Here is a 2887-nt window from a genome sequence, read left to right as displayed (position 1 = left end):
AAAGGGCAACGTCCGCCGATAAACGTTGGCAAGAAGTGAGACGTGATGTGCTGAAAAACATACTCTTTGCGCCCTGGAAATTTCGCAAGGTAGCCGTTGTTTTTCAGGCCATTGAAGCGCGCTCGAAATCCCGTCGGCTTTGAGGCGGGAGCGTTTTCGAGTTTGTGATCCGTGATCTGATTTTCCATCGACAACGCGAACTTAAATGTCCGCTCTTTCCGAGTGTCATCCTCGGCAAAGACGCTGGCGACCTCGATCTGCGAAAAGCAGTCGAGCCAAAGCAGACGGCCCACACCTTTGCCGCCAATGTCGATCTTATTGTCGGTGTCCGTTGTGGTGAAAGCTTCCCAGTTAGCTGCGTCTAACCCCACGCCGTTGTCTTCGACTACGGCCCATACATTCTCTTTCCGACGGTTTATCGATACCTCGACATGCACACGACCCAGCCTTGCGACGTTCTCGCCAAATTTGGCTTGGGTGGAGTGAATGGCATTGCTTATGGCCTCAAAGAGCGGCTGCATTGCGTCAGCGACGTCTGTCGGCTTCGGAAGTCGCTCGACGCGCTTAACAAGATTTGGCTTCAGCGAGGCCATTTGACATCACCCGGGTATCCGCACGACGCATACGGTAGATGTCGGAATCATACAGCTGGCGGGAAATTCCGAAAGGGCACCTGTGGTGTGCTGTTTCAAACGTCGCCCACTATATCCACGAGGTTAGCCCGTTTCCCCATGGCGGCTTTCCATTTCGTTTGCCACCCCCTAATCCTCATCCTCCAGCTCATCGATCAGGATGTCGCGCTTACCGGCGGCGTTGGCCGTCGAGATGATGCCCGCTTTTTCCATACGCTCGATCAAAGTGGCGGCGCGGTTGTAGCCGATTGAGAGGCGGCGCTGCAGGTAGCTTGTGCTGGCCTTGCGGTCGCGTTGCACGATCTCGATGGCGCGTTCGAGCAATTCGTCGCCGCCGCCTTCGCCATCGGCGAACAGCTCGGGTTCGTCGGAGCCGGCGTTCTCGTTCGGCTCGGCGGTGACGTCGGTGCGATATTGCGGCGCGCCTTGGGCCTTCAGCATGTCGACCACGCGTTCGACTTCGGCGTCGGTGACGTAGGGCCCGTGCAGACGGCGGATGCGGCCGCCGCCGGCCATGAACAAGAGGTCGCCTTGGCCGAGGAGTTGTTCGGCGCCTTGCTCACCCAAGATGGTGCGGCTGTCGATCTTCGAGGTGACCTGGTAGGAGATGCGGGTCGGGAAATTGGCTTTGATCGTGCCGGTGATGACGTCGACGCTGGGGCGTTGCGTCGCCATGATGACGTGGATGCCGGCGGCGCGCGCCATTTGCGCCAGACGCTGCACGGCGGCTTCGATTTCCTTGCCGGCCGTGATCATGAGGTCGGCCATTTCGTCGATGACGACGACGATGTAGGGCATCGGCTCGAGCGGCAGCTCGCGGGTTTCGTAGATCGGCTCGCCGCTGGTGGGATCGAAGCCCGCATGGACGGTGCGCTCGAGGCGCTCGCCGCGCTCAAGCGCATCGGAGACGCGCTCATTGTAGCCGGAGATGTTGCGCACGCCGAGCTTCGACATGCGGCGATAGCGATCCTCCATCTCGCGCACGACCCATTTCAGCGCGACGACGGCTTTCTTCGGATCGGTCACGACCGGGTGCAGCAGGTGCGGGATGCCTTCGTAGACGCTGAGCTCCAGCATCTTCGGGTCGATCATGATGAAGCGGCACTCGTCGGGCGTGTGCTTGTACAAGAGCGACAGGATCATGGCGTTGATGCCGACGGATTTGCCCGAGCCGGTGGTGCCGGCGATGAGCAAGTGCGGCATCTTCGTGAGGTCGGCGGCGAAGGGGTCGCCTTCGATGGTCTCACCGAGCGCGAGCGGCAGATCGCCCTGCGTGCCGACGAAGGATGCGCTGTTGAGCAGCGAGTTGAGATAGACGGTTTCGCGCTTGGCGTTGGGCAATTCGATGCCGATGGCGTTGCGGCCGGGAATGACGGCGACGCGCGCGGCGGTGGCGGACATGGAGCGGGCGATGTCGTCGGAAAGGCCGATGACGCGGCTCGATTTCACGCCGGCGGCGGGTTCGAACTCGAACAGCGTGACGACGGGGCCGGGGCGGGCGGAGAGCACTTCGCCTTGCACGCCGAAATCGGCCAGCACGCCTTCGAGCTGACGGCTCATCGCGTGCAGCGTTTGCGCGTCGGTTTGGTTGCTGCGTTGCTTGGGCTCGGCCAGCAGATCGGTGTCCGGCAATTCGAACGGGCGGCCGAAGCTGAAGGTCGAATGCTCTTTGGCTTGGCGTTTTTGCGGCTTCGGCGCTTCGGCGCGCGGGGCGGCGGCGCGGGGCGCGCGCTCTGGCGGCGCGGGACGTTGCTGTTGCGGGCGCGGGGCGCGCTGCTGCGGCTCTGGCGCCGGCGCGCGCTCTTCACGCGCGATGTTGGCGGCGCGCTCATACATGCGCTCGCTCGGTTGCTCGTCTTCGCGGCGGGTTTTGTCGGAGACGTAGGAGATGGCGCGTTGCGCGCGTTGGCCGGCGCCGCCGGCGATGCGACGCGCGGCGTTGGCGGCGGCCTTCACGTCTTCCTTGCGCACTTGGAAAGACCAGCCGATGGCGAGAATGCCGCCGATGGCGCAGAGCAAACCTGTGAGTACGCGCGGGAACGGCAGGCCGGGCATCGAGGCGAGGCCCGAGATGAAGCCGGCGACGCCGTCGCCGATCATGCCGCCGAAGCCGACCGAGAGCGGCCAGCCGTCGGGCGTGGGAATGGTGGCGGCGGCGGCGCCGAGCAGCAGCACGCCGGCAAGGGCCGCGAACACGCGGCGGCGATCGATGCTCATAACGAGCTGTTGGCGCGCGATGCGCAGCGCGCCGGCGG

Annotated in this window: 2 protein-coding genes; both read right to left on the bottom strand. The window is 63.7% G+C overall.

Features of this window, described 5'->3' with window-relative positions:
• The coding region (locus VF769_RS06975) for an ATP-binding protein (RefSeq protein WP_331007663.1) at positions 1–593 on the bottom strand (593 nt) is incomplete at its 3' end.
• 168 nt (positions 594–761) lie between these two features.
• Positions 762–2887, bottom strand: a 2126-nt coding sequence (locus tag VF769_RS06970; RefSeq protein WP_331007662.1) for a DNA translocase FtsK, incomplete at its 5' end; no start/stop codon positions are given.

The organism is Vitreimonas sp. (assembly GCF_036392335.1).
GTDB lineage: Bacteria > Pseudomonadota > Alphaproteobacteria > Caulobacterales > Aquidulcibacteraceae > Vitreimonas.
Note: the sequence above shows the minus strand (reverse complement) of the source record. Positions and strands in the feature narration are given on the sequence as shown.